The sequence below is a fragment of the Pseudoalteromonas fuliginea genome (genome assembly GCF_000690055.1).
In the GTDB taxonomy this organism is placed as follows: Bacteria; Pseudomonadota; Gammaproteobacteria; order Enterobacterales; family Alteromonadaceae; genus Pseudoalteromonas; species Pseudoalteromonas fuliginea.
This window is the reverse complement of the sequence record NZ_JJNZ01000013.1, coordinates 1-18373: the sequence shown is the minus strand read 5'-3', so window position 1 is coordinate 18373 and position 18373 is coordinate 1. Positions and strand designations below refer to the sequence as shown.

The 18373-nt window shown below is 39.0% G+C and carries 14 protein-coding genes; 7 read left to right on the top strand and 7 right to left on the bottom strand.

Translation table 11 applies throughout. From position 1 onward, the window contains the following. Positions 1-35: 35 nt before the first annotated feature. From carB to dapB, 3 genes are all read right to left on the bottom strand, one after another. Positions 36-3254, bottom strand: coding sequence for a carbamoyl-phosphate synthase large subunit (carB, locus tag DC53_RS15825; protein WP_033028725.1), 3219 nt, complete (start codon positions 3252-3254; stop codon positions 36-38). Positions 3255-3270: 16 nt separating this feature from the next. Beyond that, positions 3271-4407, bottom strand: coding sequence for a glutamine-hydrolyzing carbamoyl-phosphate synthase small subunit (gene carA / locus DC53_RS15830; RefSeq protein ID WP_008134738.1), 1137 nt, complete (start codon positions 4405-4407; stop codon positions 3271-3273). Between the two features lie 361 nt (positions 4408-4768). Beyond that, positions 4769-5572, bottom strand: coding sequence for a 4-hydroxy-tetrahydrodipicolinate reductase (gene dapB, locus DC53_RS15835; protein ID WP_033028724.1), 804 nt, complete (start codon positions 5570-5572; stop codon positions 4769-4771). A gap of 351 nt (positions 5573-5923) precedes the next feature. Here dapB and DC53_RS15840 point away from each other — a divergent pair, with 351 nt between their 5' ends. From DC53_RS15840 to DC53_RS15850, 3 genes are all read left to right on the top strand, one after another. Next, positions 5924-7237: a Na+/H+ antiporter NhaC family protein gene (locus DC53_RS15840; RefSeq protein ID WP_008134735.1), complete on the top strand. Its 1314-nt coding sequence runs from the start codon at positions 5924-5926 to the stop codon at positions 7235-7237. A gap of 133 nt (positions 7238-7370) precedes the next feature. Next, entirely contained in the window at positions 7371-8159 is a 789-nt protein-coding gene (locus DC53_RS15845; protein WP_033028723.1) for a nucleoside-binding outer membrane protein, read from the top strand. A 161-nt stretch (positions 8160-8320) separates the two neighbouring features. Beyond that, entirely contained in the window at positions 8321-9337 is a 1017-nt protein-coding gene (locus DC53_RS15850; RefSeq protein WP_033028722.1) for an alpha/beta fold hydrolase, read from the top strand. Positions 9338-9448: 111 nt separating this feature from the next. Here DC53_RS15850 and DC53_RS15855 read toward each other — a convergent pair whose 3' ends face one another. Continuing rightward, complete coding sequence (locus tag DC53_RS15855) at positions 9449-10246, bottom strand: M48 family metallopeptidase (RefSeq protein ID WP_008134732.1); 798 nt, start codon at positions 10244-10246, stop codon at positions 9449-9451. A gap of 197 nt (positions 10247-10443) precedes the next feature. Between DC53_RS15855 and DC53_RS15860 the strand changes: the two genes are divergently transcribed. Continuing rightward, positions 10444-11646, top strand: coding sequence for a Bcr/CflA family efflux MFS transporter (locus tag DC53_RS15860; protein ID WP_004335389.1), 1203 nt, complete (start codon positions 10444-10446; stop codon positions 11644-11646). Positions 11647-11672: 26 nt separating this feature from the next. On the opposite strand, the gene grpE is transcribed toward DC53_RS15860, so the two are convergent. Continuing rightward, positions 11673-12284: a nucleotide exchange factor GrpE gene (grpE, locus tag DC53_RS15865; protein WP_033028721.1), complete on the bottom strand. Its 612-nt coding sequence runs from the start codon at positions 12282-12284 to the stop codon at positions 11673-11675. A 58-nt stretch (positions 12285-12342) separates the two neighbouring features. After that, positions 12343-13308: a hypothetical protein gene (locus DC53_RS15870; RefSeq protein WP_007375834.1), complete on the bottom strand. Its 966-nt coding sequence runs from the start codon at positions 13306-13308 to the stop codon at positions 12343-12345. 176 nt (positions 13309-13484) lie between these two features. Between DC53_RS15870 and nadK the strand changes: the two genes are divergently transcribed. From nadK to recN, 3 genes are all read left to right on the top strand, one after another. Next, positions 13485-14369, top strand: a complete 885-nt coding sequence (gene nadK / locus DC53_RS15875) for an NAD(+) kinase (RefSeq protein ID WP_007375835.1) — start codon at positions 13485-13487, stop codon at positions 14367-14369. A gap of 74 nt (positions 14370-14443) precedes the next feature. Further along, the gene (locus tag DC53_RS15880; protein WP_033028720.1) at positions 14444-15001 is read left to right on the top strand and encodes a hypothetical protein; all 558 of its coding nucleotides are present in this window, start codon (positions 14444-14446) and stop codon (positions 14999-15001) included. Between the two features lie 75 nt (positions 15002-15076). Continuing rightward, the gene (gene recN / locus DC53_RS15885; RefSeq protein ID WP_033028719.1) at positions 15077-16750 is read left to right on the top strand and encodes a DNA repair protein RecN; all 1674 of its coding nucleotides are present in this window, start codon (positions 15077-15079) and stop codon (positions 16748-16750) included. Positions 16751-17152: 402 nt separating this feature from the next. Here the strand turns inward: recN and DC53_RS15895 are convergent, their stop codons facing one another. Further along, positions 17153-18175, bottom strand: coding sequence for a GGDEF domain-containing protein (locus DC53_RS15895; RefSeq protein ID WP_239462834.1), 1023 nt, complete (start codon positions 18173-18175; stop codon positions 17153-17155). Positions 18176-18373 lie beyond the last annotated feature (198 nt).

Sequence of the window (18373 nt, the reverse complement as noted above, 5' to 3'; positions counted from 1 at the left end):
AACACCAAGGCCCTAGTTGGCCTTGGCACATTTCCTTAGTTCAATCGCAGGTGTAGCTCTTGAACTGACGTTACTTTACTACGGTCATCTGCTTTGTTAGCAGTACAGTTAGCAAAAGCCGCGTTCAAGGTTGTCGTATAGTTGGTTTTATTTTGCAATGCACCACGACGTAACACCTTCGAATCTTCGATCGCTTGGCGACCTTCGGTGGTATTAACGATATAGCTGTACTCTTTATTCTTGATATAATCAAGAATATGCGGGCGGCCTTCATATACTTTGTTTACACGTCGTACTTCAATGCCAGCTTCTTCAAGAGCTTGTGCCGTGCCACCCGTTGCGTCAAGTTCAAAACCTAAGTCGGTCATAATCTTGGCTAATTCAACAATGCGTGGCTTATCGCTATTACGAACAGATAATAACGCGCGACCACCGCGTGGTAAAGTGTTGCTTGCACCTAATTGTGCTTTTGCGAATGCTTCGGCGAAAGTATCACCAACACCCATCACTTCACCCGTTGAGCGCATCTCAGGGCCACGAATTGGATCCACACCCTGAAACTTAGCAAATGGTAAAACAACTTCTTTAACGCTGTAATAAGGAGGGATCACTTCTTTAGTGATACCTTGGCTTGCCAAAGACTGACCCGCCATACAACGAGCCGCCACTTTTGCAAGCGCTACACCGGTTGCTTTTGATACAAACGGTACAGTACGTGCGGCACGCGGGTTGACTTCAATTAAGTACACTTTGCCATCTTTTACGGCAAACTGTGTATTCATTAAGCCAACAACACCAAGCTCAAGCGCCATGTCGGTTACTTGCTTGCGCATTACATCTTGCACTTCTTGTGATAAAGAATGTGCTGGTAATGAACAGGCTGAGTCACCCGAGTGAACACCCGCTTGCTCAATGTGCTCCATGATACCGCCGATGATTACTTGCTCGCCGTCGCAAATTGCGTCAACGTCAACTTCAATCGCATTATCTAAGAAACGGTCCAGTAATACAGGTGCTTCGTTTGATGCTTGTACCGCTTCGGTCATGTAGCGACGTAAATCATCTTCGTCGTATACAATTTCCATTGCACGACCGCCTAGTACATACGACGGGCGTACAACTAATGGGAAGCCAATCTCAACTGATTTAAGTAGTGCTTCTTCAGTTGAAGTTACTGTTGCGTTTTCTGGCTGAAGTAAATTTAAACGCTCAACAAGTTGTTGGAAGCGTTCGCGGTCCTCTGCACGGTCAATCGCATCTGGTGAAGTACCTATTACTGGCACGCCATTCGCTTCAAGCTCACGTGCTAATTTAAGTGGTGTTTGACCACCGTACTGCACGATAACGCCTTTAGGCTTTTCAACACGTACAATTTCAAGTACGTCTTCAAGTGTAATTGGTTCGAAGTATAATCTGTCCGATGTATCGTAATCGGTAGATACTGTTTCAGGGTTACAGTTAACCATAATGGTTTCATAGCCGTCTTCGCGAAGCGCAAGCGAGGCATGTACACAACAGTAATCAAATTCAATACCTTGGCCGATACGGTTAGGCCCGCCACCAATAACCATGATTTTGTCTTTATCTGTTGGGTTTGCTTCACACTCTTCATCGTAAGATGAGTACATGTAAGCTGTGTCTGAGCTAAATTCTGCGGCGCACGTATCAACACGCTTGTATACTGGCACGATGTTCAATAGGTGGCGTTTTTTACGAATTTCAGCTTCAGATACACCAGCAATTTCAGCTATACGTGGATCTGCGAAACCTTTGCGTTTAAGTTTACGTAGGAAGTCGGCATTTAAACCAGCCATACCTACTTCACCAATTTTTGCTTCGTCTTTTAAAATATCTTCTATTTGTACTAAGAACCAGCGATTAACTTTAGTCAGCTCATAAACATCATCAACGCTCATACCATGGCGCATTGCATCGGCAATGTACCAGATACGCTCAGCACCTGGCTCGCGTAATTCGCGAATGATTTTTTCTTTCGCTTTAGGGTCATCAAGTGCAACTATTGGGTTAAAACCTGTTGCGCCCACTTCAAGACCACGTAATGCTTTGTGTAATGATTCTTGTTGGTTACGACCAATCGCCATTACTTCGCCAACCGATTTCATTTGCGTAGTTAAACGGTCGTTCGCACCGGCAAATTTTTCAAAGTTAAAGCGAGGAATTTTTGTTACAACGTAATCGATTGAAGGCTCAAAAGATGCTGGAGTTTTACCGCCAGTAATATCGTTTTGAAGCTCGTCAAGCGTGTAACCTACTGCTAGCTTTGCAGCAATTTTAGCAATTGGGAAACCCGTTGCTTTTGATGCAAGTGCAGATGAACGTGATACACGTGGGTTCATCTCAATGATAACCATACGGCCATCTTCAGGATTAATACCAAACTGCACGTTAGAACCGCCAGTTTCTACACCAATTTCACGTAATACCGCCATAGAGGCGTTACGCATAATTTGGTATTCTTTGTCGGTTAGCGTTTGCGCTGGTGCAACGGTGATTGAATCGCCAGTGTGAACACCCATAGGGTCAAAGTTTTCAATGGTACAAACAATAATACAGTTATCGTTTTTATCACGTACAACTTCTGTTTCGTACTCTTTCCAACCAATGAGTGATTCATCAATCAATAATTCGTTTGTTGGCGATAAGTCTAAACCGCGCTCACAAATTTCTTCAAACTCTTCCATGTTGTAAGCAACACCGCCACCGGTGCCACCCATGGTGAAAGAAGGACGAATGATACATGGCAAGCCAATGCGGGTCATTGTATCTTTTGCTTCTTCCATTGTGTGAGCAATCTCAGCACGTGGACATTCAAGACCAATGTTTTTCATTGCTACGTCAAAGCGTTCACGGTTTTCTGCTTTGTCGATTGCATCAGCCGTTGCGCCAATTAGCTCAACGCCATGCTTAGCCAATACACCGTGCTTGTCTAAATCAAGTGCACAGTTTAATGCTGTTTGACCACCCATTGTAGGCAGTACTGCATCAGGCTTTTCTTTTTCAATAATTTTTTCTACCACTTCCCAGTGAATTGGTTCGATGTAGGTAGCATCAGCCATTTCAGGGTCGGTCATGATAGTTGCAGGGTTTGAGTTAACTAATATAACTCTATAGCCTTCTTCTCTAAGTGCTTTACACGCTTGAGCACCAGAGTAGTCAAATTCACAAGCTTGACCAATTACAATTGGGCCTGCGCCTAAGATAAGAATGCTTTTTATGTCGGTACGTTTTGGCATTATTACTCCAGTTAAATTAGTGTTTACGCGCTTGCATCAAATCGATGAAGTGGTCAAATAATGGTGCTGCATCGTGTGGACCAGGGCTTGCTTCAGGGTGACCCTGGAAGCTAAACGCAGGTTTATCTGTACGATGAATACCTTGAAGCGTTCCATCAAATAATGATTTATGCGTGGCACGAAGCGTACTTGGTAGGCTTGATTCTTGAGCTGCAAAACCATGGTTTTGAGCTGTGATCATAACTACATCGCGGTCTAGGTCTTTAACTGGGTGGTTAGCGCCGTGGTGGCCAAATTTCATTTTTTCTGTTTTAGCACCTGAGGCAAGGGCTAATAACTGATGACCTAAACAGATACCAAAAATAGGTGTGTCGGTTTCTAAAAAGGCTTGAATGGCTTCAATAGCGTAAGTACATGGCTCAGGATCACCAGGGCCATTAGATAGGAAGATACCATCAGGGTTTAAAGCAAGTACGTCAGCGGCTGAAGTTTGCGCTGGTACTACTGTAAGTTTACAACCACGGTCTACAAGCATACGTAAAATATTACGTTTTACACCGAAGTCGTAGGCAACAACATGAAACTTTTCATCAGCAGCGTCAAGGGTTTTAAATCCTTCACCTAATGTCCAGCTTGATTCGCGCCACTCAAAATTTTCCTTGGTTGAGACAACTTTTGCTAAATCCATACCTTTTAAACCTGGGAAGGCTTGCGCGGCTTGTAACGCTTTGTTTTCGTCTAGCTCGTCACCGGCAACAATACACCCGTTTTGTGCGCCTTTATCACGCAAAATTCGAGTTAGCTTTCTGGTGTCGATGTCCGCAATACCTAAAATATTACGTTCTTTTAAGTAATCATCTAACGATTGCTCGTTACGAAAGTTACTTGCTAGCAGTGGCAAATCACGGATCACTAGGCCTTTAGCCCAAATTTGATTCGCTTCTTCGTCTTCGCTGTTGGTACCCGTATTACCGATATGTGGGTACGTCAAAGTTACGATTTGTTCCGCGTATGATGGATCAGTCAAAATTTCTTGATAACCAGTCATAGACGTATTGAATACCACTTCACCGACTGACATGCCGTCAGCGCCGATTGCAGTACCGCGAAACACTGTGCCGTCTTCTAGGACTAACAGAGCGGATTTAGTCAAGTTAAACCTCCTAACAGTAAAAAACGGGAGTAAGCAATTGCTTAACACCCCGCCAATACCCAGAGGGATCGTCAAAACCAGATTTTTGTGAGCTTAAATTGTTTTACGCAGTCTTAAATGATGCAGATGTAAAGCATTCAACCTTCAATCATTTTTCTTGCCTAAAACTATTTTCATTCCCACTGAAACCCCGGATTTACTAGCCACTTGGGTATAATTGGAAACACGCATTTAGTAATTTTTGGCAAATTGGCTGCATATTACATGAAGTTGCTATTTAGGTCTAACATTATTTGGTTAATTGTTACAAATAAGTCACTGTAGGTGAAATTAGACCCAAACAGTTAAAATAGTAACTAAACTACTTAAGATCTAGCACATCTTGCATATCATAAAGTCCAGCAGGTTTGTTTTTCAACCAGCTTGCAGCCCTTATAGCACCTAAAGCGAACGTCATTCTCGAACTTGCTTTATGTGTTAATTCAAGCCTTTCGCCCATTGTAGCGAAGTATGCGGTATGTTCACCTACTATATCGCCCCCTCTTAGGACAGAATAACCAATCTCATTTTGAGATTTAGCTGTTTCTACTTGGCTTCGGTCATATACCGCAACCTCGTCGTGATCCCAGCCTTTCGCTTGCGCGATTGACTCACCTATTGCCAGTGCGGTACCCGATGGTGCATCTATTTTATGACGGTGGTGCGCTTCAAATATTTCGATATCTAAATCGTCACCAAACTTAGTCGCTGCAGTTTGCACAAGGTTGAGTAATACATTGACACCTACGCTGTAATTTCGCGCAAATACAATAGGGATATGTTTAGCGGCATCGTGTAATAGCGCCATATCATCATTTGTTAAACCTGTTGTGCCAATTACCATAGGAATTTTCTGCACTACAGCGGTTTTTAAATGGTTTTTCATACCCGCTGGCAGCGTAAAGTCGATTAAAACATCTACATTATCTATTGTAGTTTCGTCGCTAAAGCTAACACTGTTATCGGCTGCGCTGTTTACTTGATTTACATTAATGCCTAATAGCGATGAACTGCTTCGAACATATGCACCTGTAAGTTGTGTTTGTTCTTTAATTGTCGCGGCTTCTAATAGAGCTAAGCCCATTCTACCGTTAGCACCAAAAACACCTATTCGATTTGTAGTCATGGTTTTTACCTAATTTAATTTGAATCCGTTTATTAGCCATATATCCGGGCATTACAAAATACGTAGGTAGGTATTTTTATGCAGTTGGATAAATATTAATCGCTGAAAATCGCGTTGTTTTATAGATATTATCTAAAAGTCATGCAATAGTCAGGTGACCTTTTAATTTAATAATAATAACAATACCAGTTTACTTTAGCCATCTATACATTTAAACTTCTCTTTCGCGTCGATTTGGTCTTTGGCTTGCGGACGCTGCGGCTAACAACTTTTTTTAAAAAGTTGTACTGCTAAATTCAGCTAAAAGAGGAGTTTTGGCTGTGATAAATTTTACTGGTTATGAGGATTATGATGCAGCCATCATTTAATAAAAACAAAGCAATACTTTCTTTACTTCCCCTACTTACCTTTGTAGCGCTATTTTTAGGCTCAGGTTTGTATTTGCAATCGCAAGGGGTTGATTATGCTTTTTACCAACTACCCGCACCTGTTGCTATATTGCCCGCCATCATGCTTGCGTTTATTTTAAATAAAGGCACGGTAAACCAATGTGTAGAAACCTTTATTAAAGGTGCCGGACATAACAATATTATTACCATGTGTTTAATATACTTACTTGCGGGTGCTTTTTCTGCCGTTGCCAGTGCAACCGGTGGTGTAGATGCGGTAGTAAATGCAGGCCTATCGCTTATTCCACCTTCGTTGTTACTCCCTGGTTTATTTTTAATTGCAGCGGTTGTATCAACAGCAATGGGTACGTCAATGGGTACGATTGGCGCCATTGGCCCTATCGCTTATGCGGTATCAATTAAAACAGGTATAGATCCAGCATTAATGGCCGGTACGATTGTATCTGGCGCTATGTTTGGCGATAACTTATCTATTATTTCAGACACCACTATTGCAGCTACGCGCACGCAGGGCTGTGAAATGAAAGACAAGTTTAAAGAGAATCTTAAAATTGCTGTCCCTGCTGCAATACTGACTATTGGCTTATTGTTTTATTTAACACCTGCTGCTCAAGTTGTTGAAACCAAGGATTACGATATTTGGTTAGTGCTTCCGTATGCCTTTATTTTAGTGCTAGCAGTTGCTGGCTTGAACGTCTTTGTAGTGTTGTTTAGCGGTATTATTTTTGCCGCATTAATGGGCTTTACAGGAAGTTATGAAGGCGCAAGCTTTGTAAAAGACATTTACAAAGGCTTTACCGATATGCAGGAAATATTTTTACTATCAATGTTTATTGGTGGCTTATCTGAATTTATTCGTATTAATGGTGGCCTTGATTACATTGCTCAAAAAATTCAAGCAATTACTAAAATAATTGCCAAATGGCACCGTAAAGTGGCAGATCAATTAGGTATCGCTGCGTTAGTTTTAACAAGTAATGTCTGTATTGCCAATAACACCGTATCTATTATTGTGGCCGGCCCTATTGCTAAAAAGCTTGCTGATGATGGTGAAATAAGCGGTAAACGCTCTGCAAGTTTGCTAGATATTTTTGCTTGTGTAACGCAGGGTTCTTTACCATACGGCGCACAAGCATTGTTACTTGGCGCTACGTTTAAAATAAGCCCTTGGGAAGTATCAACCTCTTCCTATTATTGTTTTATCCTAGCATTTACGGCAATAACTATCATTTGCTTGCGCCGAAATAAAGCGTAATAAATTGCGTCTCCACATGTTGCAGCTTATAAAGTAAGCTGCAACATGTGTTAAATTAGCGATCAACAAATCAATCTCTTCTGCTATAATCTCTGCTTCCGCGTGTCACTAAAATTATAGTTATTAAACAGTTATGAAATTTAAAAAATTACTCCCTTTTATTACTTTTACTTCTCTTGCTTTATCATCGTCGGCTTTTGCTGCTAATTGGAGCAGTACAGCACTACACATTAATAATGGAAGTCAAAAAAATCCATTTTCTAAACAAGAGTCCGATACTACCGTTTACTCGGTTCAACATGCATCGGGCTATGACTACGGCGATAACTTCTTCTTTATCGATTACAGTAAAGACGATATAGATGATGGTTACCAAGATGCTGATTTTTATGGTGAATGGTACTCAACGGTAAGCTTATCGGCCATTAGCGGCGAAAAAATTGGCTCTGGTGCATTATTAGATGTTGGCCTTACGGGCGGTATTAACGTTGCTGGTGATGCAAAAGTAATGAAATACCTACCAGGTGTTAAATTAAGCTGGGATGTACCTGGTTTTAACTTTTTTCAAACGTTGTTCACAGCTTACATTGACGATAGTGAAGGTGTAGCAAAAGGCGGTGCACCTATTGAAACTAATAGCTGGATGCTTGATGTAGCTTTTGAGTACCCTTTCTCTATTGGCTCACAAAAGTTTAGCTTTAAAGGCCACGCTGAATACATTGCTGAACGTGAAGATGAATTTGGTAACGATGTACAAGCTTGGATACTCGCACAGCCTATTTTAGTGTGGGATATGGGCCACGCTCTTCAAATGAAAGAAAACACACTCCTGTTGGGTATGGAATTACAATACTGGCACAATAAACTAGGTACTGAAGTCACTGAATCGGTACCACAAATCCATATTGAGTGGACGTTTTAAGCTTTAACAATCAGCTCTTTACTCAGTAATTAATAAGCGAAGCTTTATTTTAGCTTCGCTTCTTTTCGTCCACGTAAAACATTTAATTGAACAGGTGTAAATACTTAGTTATTGTTGTACTTCTTTTAAGCCAAGCGCTCGCCTTTAATAGGAGTAACTGAATGTCGTCGATTAAAGTTATTTGTTTCTCTACTTTATTAGTACTAACAAACAATGCCTTAGCTGGCACTTCTCAAGATACATCTGCCCTTTCTTATGATGCACTTTTAACTAATTACGAATACGATTTTAAAGTAAATTACTTTGCACTTGAGTCGCAAAAACAATCATTAAAAATGGCCTATATTTACTTAAAGCCAACCAAATCCGACATGCCAACAGTTACACTTATGCATGGCAAAAACTTTAATGCAGATTACTGGACTACCACTGCGCAATATCTGCAATCTTTAGGTTATGGGGTATTAATTCCAGATCAAATTGGTTTTGGTAAGTCGTCTAAGCCAACTAATTACCAGTATTCATTTGCGGCTCTTGCTCATCATACTCATGCGTTAATGGACTCACTTGATATAAAAGAGTCGATTGTATTAGGGCACTCAATGGGTGGAATGCTAGCGAGTCGTTTTGCATTAATGTATCCAAATACAACTAAAAAGCTAATTTTATTAAACCCTATTGGGCTTGAAAACTACTTGCAGTATGTTGATTACAAAGATACAAATTTTTTCTATAAAAATGAGTTTTCAAAAACGCCGGAAGGCGTAAGAAAATATCAACAAAAAAATTACTACGATGGTAAGTGGAATGCCACATATTCAGCCTTAACTGACTTCATAACAGGGCAAATACAAGGATCAGATAAAGAACAAATGGCATGGGTGAATGCAAAAACATACGATATGATTTTCACTCAACCTGTAATAACCGAATTTAAAGATTTAACTATGCCGGTTAAATTAATTATAGGTACGCGGGATAGAACCGGCCCTGGCCGTAACTGGAAAAAAGAGGGTGTTAATTACGAGCTTGGTCGATATGATAAATTAGGCAAACACGCTGCAACACTTATCCCTGACGCACAATTATTCGAGCTTGATAACTTAGGGCATCTGCCGCACATTGAAGATTTCGAACGCTTTAAAAATGTATTTAAACAAGCACTTTCTGCTGAATAACCACGCTTAAGAACTAAAATAAAACCCCTGTAGGTAAAATACTTACAGGGGTTTTATTTTAATTACGCATTAATACTAAACGTACACTACTTCAAATAGTAAAGCGCTTAACTACAGTGTGCACTGTGGGTTTTTACCCTGTGCTTTAGCAGTACTTTGCTCACTAAGTGCTTTGCTCATTTGCGCTTGTAAGTTTTTAATACGGTTACTTGGCGCTGGGTGAGTTGATAAAAACTCAGGTGTTGTACCACTACCTGCCGCACTCATATTTTGCCAAAGGGTTACTGACTCTTGTGGGTTAAAGCCAGCCTCAGCCATTAAATCTAAACCAATAGTATCGGCTTCTGATTCGTGCGAGCGGCTAAATGGCAAAACAACACCATACTGTGCGCCCAAACCTAAGCCTTGCATAATTTCATTACGATATTGAATGTTACCCATTTCAAGTGCCGCACTACCAAGTTGCATACCGGTATCTAAAATAGAGCTTTGTGAAACACGCTCATTTGAATGCTCAGCAATTACGTGCCCTACTTCGTGCCCTAGTACTGTTGCTAATTGGTCTTGATTAGTAGCAATTTTTAATAAGCCAGTATGAACACCAATGTAACCACCTGGTAGTGCAAAAGCATTAGCAGATTCATCTTCAAATACAACCACTTCCCAATTTTGCGAAGCGTATTCTTTTGGTAATACAGCCACTACTTTTTCAGCAATGCAATTTACATATGCATTTGTTTTTGCATCTTTATTAATTGGTTGGTTTTTTTTCATATCAGCAAAACTAGCAGTGCCCATTTCACTCATTTGTTGGTCTGAATAAAGCGCTATTTGTGTGCGTCCTGTTGGCGACGTTTTACAACCAGCCAAAACGGCTGTCGCTAATACTGCAAGTACTAGTTTTTTCATGGTAATTCTCTTAAGCAATTAATTTTTTATTGCTTGTAGAATAGCAAACACAGTACCAATTTAAAATATTTGCTTTATATAGCGCTATATTAACAAGATGCGATAAGACGATAAACTTAGCAGGCGAACTAAGTTTATCCAAATACAATGCCCTGTTACACTACAGTCCTTGTTTTTAGTGATTGTTGAGTTTACACATGGACGCCTCAGCCTCGTCTTTTAATACCCGTATTTTATTGCCTTTATTAGCCAGTATTGTGGCGATTACGCCATTGGCTATTGATATGTATTTGCCCGCCATGCTGGTAATTGCAAACGATTTACACACTAATATGCCAAATGTACAAATATCGTTGAGTATTTACTTAGCAGGTTATTCATTGGGGATGTTATTTTTTGGCCCGATTGCCGATCAAATTGGCCGCCGTAAGCTCGCCCGTATTGGCTTAACCCTATTTGGCGCAAGCTCACTTGCACTTGCATTTACCACCGAAATCCATGCCTTTTGGACTCTTCGAGCAGTACAAGCATTTACGGGAGCTGCAGCAACGGTAGTAGTACCGGGTATTATTCGCCATATTTATCAGCAAAACACAGCTAAAGGAATGTCGTATGTATCGATGATCATGATGGTAGCACCGTTAGTTGCCCCCTCAGTTGGCTCGTTTATTTTAGGGTTTTCTGTTTGGTCAACCATATTCTTGGTGCTTGCTGGATATAGCTTTTTAATATTAGCGTTTGTACAAGTATATCTAATCGATATTCCTATTCACAAAAATGAAAAAAAGGGTCTCGCTTTATTTTTTGATAGCTATAAAACAGTGCTCAGTAATAAAGATGCACGTGCCGACATACTCAGTTCTATGTTTGTATCATTTGGATTTTTTTGCTTTTTAACCTCAGTACCTTTTATATATTTAGATTTATATGAAGTGTCAGAACAATTATTTGGTGTATTATTTGCCTTTAATGTAATGGCGCTGATGTTTGGTAACTTTTTAAATACGCGAATTGTACCAAGGCTAGGCTCTCGAAAGATGCTCTATATTGGGCTTGTATGTGGGTTTGTATCGGGGCTTGCGCTATTAACATTTAGCTTATTGCATTTATCACTTTATTATATTGTGGCTGCTATTGCGCCATTAATGATGAGCTTAGGCGTCACGGCAAGTAATGCTGACTCGCTAATATTAATGAAGTTTGAAAAAAACACAGGCACGGCAACGGCCGTAATTGGCACACTTCGTTTTGGCAGTGGCGCATTAGTTGGCCCGTTACTCGCTATTATGCATGCAAAAAGCGCAGTGCCATTTTCAAGCTTAATGTTTAGTGCCGTGTTACTCACTATGCTCGTACAGTTAATTCACTATAAAAAAGACAAAAAAAATGCCTCAATATGAGGCATTTTTTAAAACTAATAATTCAATTAAGCATCAGCAGCTTTAGAAACCATAACCATTGCAGGGCGTAATAAACGACCATTCAATGTGTAACCTTTTTGCATAACAGCAAGTACTGTATTAGGTGTTACATCGTTACTTGGTTGAATTGACATTGCTTGATGAAAATCTGGATTAAACATCTCACCTTGTGGGTTTACAATTTCAACACCAAATTTAGAAACAGCGTCATTGAAGCTCTTAACCGTCATATCGATACCTTCAAGCAACGGCTTTAAAGTCTCATTTTCTTTATCAGAAAACTCAATAGCACGTTCAAGGTTATCAATTACAGGTAGTAATTCGTTAGCAAATTTTTCTAGTGCAAATTTATGCGCTTTTTCTACATCTTGTGCTGCACGACGACGAATATTATCTACGTCTGCTGCTGCGCGAACAACACCATCTTTTTGATCAGCAATAGTTTGCTTAGCGGCCTCAAGCTCTGCATATAACATCGCAATTTCTGCTTCAGGGCTTTGCTCTTGTTCTGCATGTTGATCAGCGGCTTCTACTGCTGCTTCTACATCAGCCTGCATTTTAGAAATTTCTTCGTTTAATTCTACTTCTTGCTCAGGGTTTTGTGTCTGCTCAGACATAAAATACGTGCTCCAATTCTTTTCAACTGCGGTAATTATGGGGATTGAATAAAAAGATTCAAGAGTTAGATGTCTCAATTAATTTAAATTCTTGGATTATTTCTTCAATTTGCGCTGATTTAGGGCAAATTATACAAAAGCGGCTTTGGTATTCTTGATTTTGAAAGTACGGGACACTTATTACAATCAATTCATCGCACTCAGTAAAAGGTAATTTTTCGCTATTAAGTACCGATAACCCATTTTTAAAAGCGAGCTTATCTTCTACATAATTTAAAAATGAGACGCCAATATTTAAGCTTTGTTCACAATCAATTTGTTTGTAAAGGTAATTTTCGCCAACAACAATACTGTTATCTGAGCCTAATTTTTGGCTTAGTTGTCGCGTCCATTGATTAAGCGAATCGTGACAATTTCGAGGCGCGGTATTAGCCATAGCTTGCATACGGTATAAACCTTCCATCAAGGTTTGTTGACTAAAGACGGTGTTTAGCCACGTTGCAAACTGATAACGAACAGAGTCTGACGAATCATGAGGCTTATCAATACAAATATTATGGCTCTGCCCTGCTCTGTCTATTAATAAAATAAGCCAGTCGGTAGAATCAAAATCAAGTACCTCTACTCTAAATACTTGCTGCGAGCTGGCTTGTGGCAAACCCACACAACAACAAACCTGATATTTTTGGCTCAAACCATGCGCTAGCTCAACGAGTTGTGATTGCTCTGGTTGCCAATAATTAGCAATATCAGCGAGTGGAAAGAACTCGTCAAACCAATAATCAAACCCCTCATTTGTAGGCACACGGCCTGCAGATGTATGAGGTGAATACAATAAGCCCACTTTTTCTAAGCGAGCCATCGCATTACGTACCGTAGCCGAACACACAGCCATGCCTTTAAGCTTAGCAATTTTTGTTGATGGGACGGGTAACCCCTCACCATTACAGTACATGTTCATAACAGCTGAAAAAATTTGCTGATCTCGTGGATTTAATTTCATGTTATCTACATCTTGTTGCATGTCTGATATATCGGGGCATTTACAGTTATTTCAAGTCACATAGTATGCTGGTAGCTAATAAAACTAAATTAATTACCTAGGTAAGTTAATCATACCAATTTAAGCTAAGATCTGTATTTTCAAACACTTCTCTTTTGGGTTACTCTACAAACATTCAAACTTACAGTGTACACATTATGGATTCTCCTTTTAAAACCATTGGCCTTATTGGTAAACCAAACCACCCTGGTGCAGCCGCAACACTACAACGTCTGCATACATTTTTACTGGCACTTGGTTTTGAGGTTATCGTAGAAAAACGCACTGGTGGCCAGTTAGTTGATGTACCCACAGATAAACTAGTTAAGTTAGTCGACTTAGGGGAACTAGCTGATTTGGCTATTGTCGTTGGAGGTGACGGTAACATGTTAGGCGCAGCACGTGTTTTAGCCCGTTTCAACGTAGCAGTAATCGGTGTTAACAGGGGGAACCTTGGGTTCTTAACTGATTTAAACCCTGAAGGTTTTGAACCAAGTTTAGAACAAGTTTTAAGTGGTGATTTTATTGAAGAAAATCGCTTTTTACTTGAAGTAGAGGTATACCGCCACAACGAATTAAAAAGCGCTAATTCTGCGGTCAATGAAGCAGTGCTTCATGCCGATAAAGTTGCACATATGATTGAGTTTGAAGCCTTTATTAATAAAGATTTTGTATTTTCACAGCGCTCGGATGGCTTAATTGTATCAACACCAACAGGCTCAACGGCGTATTCACTTTCAGGTGGCGGACCTATTTTGACACCAGAGCTTAATGCTATTTCGTTAGTACCTATGTTCCCACATACATTATCGAGCAGACCATTAGTCGTTGATGCTGATAACGAAGTACGCTTAAAGCTAAGCCTAGAAAATACAGATAGCCTACAGGTAAGTTGCGACAGCCATGTTGTGCTTGCTGTTTTACCTGGCGATGAGGTTGTCATTAAGAAAGCAGATAAAAAACTGCGTTTAATTCATCCAAAAAATTATTCTTACTACAACGTTTTACGTACTAAATTAAATTGGGGTAGTCGTTTATACTAATTTTATTGCCAAGTGTAAGACTTTAGAGCAAAATATCGCAAAATAAAAAATAATATTATTAGGAACTATAGCAAATGACGTATGTTGTATTTTTTTCACTTTTGTTATTAATTACGCTACTAGGTAGCTATTTAATAGTTGAAAATAATCGTCGTATAGCAAGCGAAACCAAGAAGAGAATTTTTAATGATCGAGTTTCAAAAATTAGTACACGTTTGAAAAGCAAACTAAATGAATTGTTGGATGTTAAGGTAATACGCCCGAAACACGTTCCTAGAGTCCAGGCAATTGTTAGTAATTTTTTTGTAGTACAAGCACATAATGATGACAATTTACAAAAATTAGAAGATGTAACTGATTTACTCGTCAGCACTTTAACTAACGAATTAAATAAAACTTATCAAACTAATTCGGCTAAAAGTTTAATTGATAACTTACAGCACTTTATAGCTGAGCTACCTCATCAAGGTATTTTATATAACAAAGCTTTTTATGACACTGAACTACCTTCGTTAATATTTACTATCCAAACAGAAGACATCCATCAACACATTGATAAAAAAGAAGAAGTTGAATTTTTGCAACAAAAAACTAATGACTCTCCTATTAACGAAGAGGCAAGTGTTGCTTAAATACTAAAAAATTAATTTGCAAAAAACCAAAACACTGTATAAATTCACAGTTAATTGACTGGATGGATAAACAGTATGTTAATTGGTTTAGAAGTTAAAAATTTTGCAATAGTAAGTAATTTAAGTACCGAATGGCAAAACGGTATGACCGCCATCACCGGTGAAACAGGTGCAGGTAAGTCTATAGCCATTGATGCGCTTTCACTGTGTTTAGGTGAGCGAGCAGAAGCCTCAGCGGTCCGCCCTAACACTGACAAGGCAGAAGTATGTGCACAATTTGATTTAAGTGCACTTCCACTAGCTAACGCTTTTTTAGAACGACACATGTTAGCAAATGCCGATAACGAGTGCTTATTACGTAGGGTGGTATGTAAAAATGGCCGCAGTAAAAGTTATATTAATGGTAGTGCGGTAACCGCCGCACAGCTAAAAGAACTTGGTCAATATTTAATTTCTATTCATGGGCAACATGCCCATCAGCATCTTTTGAAAGCTGAGCATCAATTGCAATTACTTGATGCCTATGCCGGTCACAATGATTTAGTGAACGGCGTGAGCCAAAACTATAAGCTGTTCGCTAACTTACAAAAAGAATTTAAGCACCTAGAGCAGCAACAATTACAGCAAGCGGCTCAAAAACAACTTTTAGAATATCAAGTTGCAGAACTAGATGAATTTGCTTTGCAAGAAAATGAATTTGAACAAATAGAGGCTGAGCATTATAAACTCAGTAATAGCCAAACCATTTTAGAAGCCTGCCAACGAGAGCTACAGCACCTTTACGAAAGCGATGAACAAAATGCGTGCTCGTTGTTACAGCATAGTGCTCAGCAATTTACCGAACTGGCTCAATATGACGAAAGTTTAGTAAGCGTAGCTGCTATGCTTAGCGAAGCCGCTGTACAAGTTGAAGAAGCGAGTCGCGAAGTGCGTGGTTACACTGAGCAAGCAGATTTAGACCCGGCTCGCTTAGTTGAAGTAGAAAATAGACTAAGTGGTGCAATGGACTTAGCTCGCAAACACCATATAAAACCACAAGCCCTAGTTGAGTTTCATCAATCTATTTCACAGGAACTGGAGTCAATTAGTACTAATAGTGCTCGATTAGAACAACTAGAATCCGAAATAGAAAATGCGCGAGTGACATACCAACAGGCAAGCGATCAGTTAAGCAAAAGTCGTAAAGAGTACGCAAATACACTAAACACTTTGATCAGTGAGAGTATGGCTAACCTGTCAATGGAAAATGGTGTATTTGAAATAGCATTAACTCAAGAAGTTGAGCGTGCACCCAACAGTTTAGGGTACGACAATGTATCATTTTTAGTTTCAACTAACCCAGGACAGCCACTACAACCGCTTGCTAAAGTAGCATCTGGGGGAGAGCTTTCGCGTATTAGCTTAGCAATTCAAGTGATTATTGCACAAAAAGTAACAACCCCAACACTTATTTTTGATGAAGTTGACGTAGGTATATCAGGCCCTACCGCATCGGCAGTTGGAAAACTATTACGTCAGTTAGGTAAATCAACTCAAGTAATTTGTGTAACGCATTTACCGCAAGTAGCTAGCAGTGCGCATCAACAATTCTTTGTAGCTAAAGAAATTGCTCAAGGTGAAACATTTACTCATATGCTGCCTTTAAATAAAGATGGACGAGTTAATGAAATAGCTCGCCTATTAGCTGGAGACAACGTAAGTAAGACGGCTAAAGCTAACGCAAAAGAACTGATAATGGCACATGCCTAGTGCTATTTAGCTACCGATTTATAACAAATCAACATGTATCAAATTGCTAAGAGATAAATATAATGCAAAATAGTGTCATTTATATGTGTATAGGTTTTAGTTGGCTTTTAATAATAGTATGTGTGCTCTTAATGCTTTTAAGTCGATTTAAACATACTCAATTTAAACAACGTTTATTACGCTTTGTAAATATAGTTTTAGTGTTTCAATTGTTATTCGCCGGTTTATATTTAGCTGTTGAGTTTGACAGAGATTCACAATACTTAAAAGGGAGTTACACGATACTTATTGCGCTCCAAATTACCTGTAATTTCTTTTGCTACATGAGTGTAAAACGAAGAAAGGCCAAAACGAAACCTTCTCTTGACTCCTTCTCTATGGATTAGCAAATATAGATGGTTACTAAGCTGAGCAAGTTCTATTTTTACCTTGCTCTTTGGCTTTGTAGAGTTGCTGATCAGCATGTTTAATATCAAGATCAATTGATCTGTTTTCTTCACTTTGAACAACACCAATACTAATTGTTAAGTTTACAGTATTAGTACGTAAACTTACCGCTGCTTTTTTAAGTGAATCATGGATTTTATCTGCTACATTTACCCCTTCTGCAACACTTACATTAGGTATTGCTATTAAGAACTCCTCTCCCCCCCAACGAGAAGCAACAGCATTTTGTGGAATATTTTTCTTAAAAATCTTAGCTAAATGAATAAGTGCCTCATCGCCAAAGTTATGTCCATATTTATCATTAATTTTTTTGAAGTTATCAACATCAGCTAGTAGCAATACAAAAGGTATGCCTTTGTAAGCATGTTCCTTTTTGAATTCACTTAACTTATTCATTGCATGACGACGGTTAGGAAGCTCAGTTAATGGATCGATTGTTGCTAATCGTTCATTTCTTTGACTTAAAGCTATTATTTTATTGCTGTACTTCTCTCTTGATTGTTCATAAAAGCCTGTGAGTAAAGCGACAATAATAAACGAAAATACAATTCTATAAGGAAATTGTGCTGGTTTATATTCATAAATATTAAACATATCTGCGCAATAAAAGCCTAACATTATCGCTAGCAAAAATATGAATATATCAAATGTCCCTCGCTTTAATCCTCGAATAGAATATGTTACTGGTGATACAATAAATATCCAAATTGGCCCTGTACCTTCAGCGCCGCCAGTAACAACTAAGTAAAGCATCAATCCATAAAGATTATATAAAATCGCATTTGCAGACTTTTCTACCTCTTTGTAAATATTAAATGCCCAAATATAGATAAGTGTCGAACCGACAAGTGTCACAAAAAGAAAATATTCGCTATTAGTAAATGCAATACACGACATCAAAAATGTGGATATAAAGCCTATTGATGAGAAAAACCTTACTATTAATTCTCTTTCTGTTTTATCGAAGTATTTGTGCATAATTTATCAGTTTTCTTTTCGTAAATGACGCCAACCCAGAACGCAAAGTAAGCAAATAGTAAATAAGCCGCGTATTTTGTATTTATTTAGTTAATTAATCAACACTTAATACCATACTAAAATACGGAAAAAGTAGAATTAGATTCTTTGGTAATCCCCCCATTTTTAATGGAGGCTATCTGTAGAATTTTCGTTGTT

Bases quoted from the DNA above. Each gene is read 5' to 3' on its own strand.
- DC53_RS15870 (WP_007375834.1), bottom strand. From the start codon at position 13,308: ATGCAACAAGATGTAGATAACATGAAATTAAATCCACGAGATCAGCAA.
- DC53_RS15845 (WP_033028723.1), top strand. From the start codon at position 7,371: ATGAAATTTAAAAAATTACTCCCTTTTATTACTTTTACTTCTCTTGCT.
- DC53_RS15855 (WP_008134732.1), bottom strand. From the start codon at position 10,246: ATGAAAAAACTAGTACTTGCAGTATTAGCGACAGCCGTTTTGGCTGGT.
- grpE (WP_033028721.1), bottom strand. From the start codon at position 12,284: ATGTCTGAGCAGACACAAAACCCTGAGCAAGAAGTAGAATTAAACGAA.
- recN (WP_033028719.1), top strand. From the start codon at position 15,077: ATGTTAATTGGTTTAGAAGTTAAAAATTTTGCAATAGTAAGTAATTTA.
- DC53_RS15840 (WP_008134735.1), top strand. From the start codon at position 5,924: ATGCAGCCATCATTTAATAAAAACAAAGCAATACTTTCTTTACTTCCC.
- nadK (WP_007375835.1), top strand. From the start codon at position 13,485: ATGGATTCTCCTTTTAAAACCATTGGCCTTATTGGTAAACCAAACCAC.
- dapB (WP_033028724.1), bottom strand. From the start codon at position 5,572: ATGACTACAAATCGAATAGGTGTTTTTGGTGCTAACGGTAGAATGGGC.
- carB (WP_033028725.1), bottom strand. From the start codon at position 3,254: ATGCCAAAACGTACCGACATAAAAAGCATTCTTATCTTAGGCGCAGGC.
- DC53_RS15850 (WP_033028722.1), top strand. From the start codon at position 8,321: ATGTCGTCGATTAAAGTTATTTGTTTCTCTACTTTATTAGTACTAACA.
- DC53_RS15860 (WP_004335389.1), top strand. From the start codon at position 10,444: ATGGACGCCTCAGCCTCGTCTTTTAATACCCGTATTTTATTGCCTTTA.
- DC53_RS15880 (WP_033028720.1), top strand. From the start codon at position 14,444: ATGACGTATGTTGTATTTTTTTCACTTTTGTTATTAATTACGCTACTA.
- DC53_RS15895 (WP_239462834.1), bottom strand. From the start codon at position 18,175: ATGCACAAATACTTCGATAAAACAGAAAGAGAATTAATAGTAAGGTTT.